This window comes from Bartonella sp. AD328YNZD, from assembly GCF_042196425.1.
The window spans coordinates 1-887 of sequence record NZ_JBHIQG010000648.1; the positions used below are offsets into that span (position 1 = coordinate 1).

The 887-nt window shown below is 34.2% G+C and carries 1 protein-coding gene and 1 tRNA gene; one reads left to right on the forward strand and one right to left on the reverse strand.

What is annotated here, in order from left to right; translation table 11 throughout:
• Nucleotides 1-183: 183 nt before the first annotated feature.
• The gene (locus ACFIO3_RS14235) at nucleotides 184-387 is read left to right on the forward strand and encodes a helix-turn-helix transcriptional regulator (protein ID WP_375606917.1); all 204 of its coding nucleotides are present in this window, start codon (nucleotides 184-186) and stop codon (nucleotides 385-387) included.
• 99 nt (nucleotides 388-486) lie between these two features.
• Here ACFIO3_RS14235 and ACFIO3_RS14240 read toward each other — a convergent pair.
• Nucleotides 487-562: transfer RNA gene (locus ACFIO3_RS14240), tRNA-Thr, on the reverse strand.
• Between the last annotated feature and the right edge of the window lie 325 nt (nucleotides 563-887).

Here is an 887-nt window from a genome sequence, read left to right on the forward strand (position 1 = left end):
GCCAATGTATGCATGTGTCATAGAGGACAACTCGCATTAGCTCTTACTCAATTGCCTGATTGGAAATATGAAATTAAGCACATCTAAAAAATAAACTTGCAAATTTTTAAAAGTTGGAGTGCTTCACATGCCTTCCAGCACTCCCACCCATTTAATTAATATAAAAAAGAGAAAGGTAATGAGATGATATTTGATGATGGAGATAGATATGTAACGACACGTGAGTGTGCACAGCTTTTTAGTGTATCAACCACAACGATTCGCAATTGGGTGCTTCAGGGGTTGTTTCCGGAGCCATATAAGCTAGGGAGAGCAGTGAGATGGAGAAAAAAAGAGATCCTAGCTTTTACTCCAAAGAAAAATACGGAGCAAATAAGAACAAATTAGGTAAAATTATATAAACTGTAGAAGGTGGTCTAAAAGGTGGTCTGAAAATAGCTATTTAAAGAAAAAATCTATATATTTCAATATATTTAAGAAATAAAATGGTGCCCCCAGAGAGACTCGAACTCCCGACCCCCTGATTACAAATCAGGTGCTCTACCAACTGAGCTATAAGGGCGTAACCATGTAGGAGTTAGCACAAACTAACAAAAAGGAAAACAGAAAATTATTAAATTTTATGCATATTAAAAGAAAACTATATAAAAAATAACCAATTTATTTCCTTTTTTCCACTTTTTACAGCAAGGTTGGAACTATCCTTATGTTGATATCTTATAGAATCTTTTATAAGAATGCACCGTTTTGCTATCGAATTACGAATCTGAAGACTTTGATTGATGAGCAAGGTAATTTTCTAGCCAGTGAATATTATAATTACCATCAGCAACATCTTGATTATTAATAAGATCGCGAAAAAGAGGTAGTGTAGTTTTTATCCCATC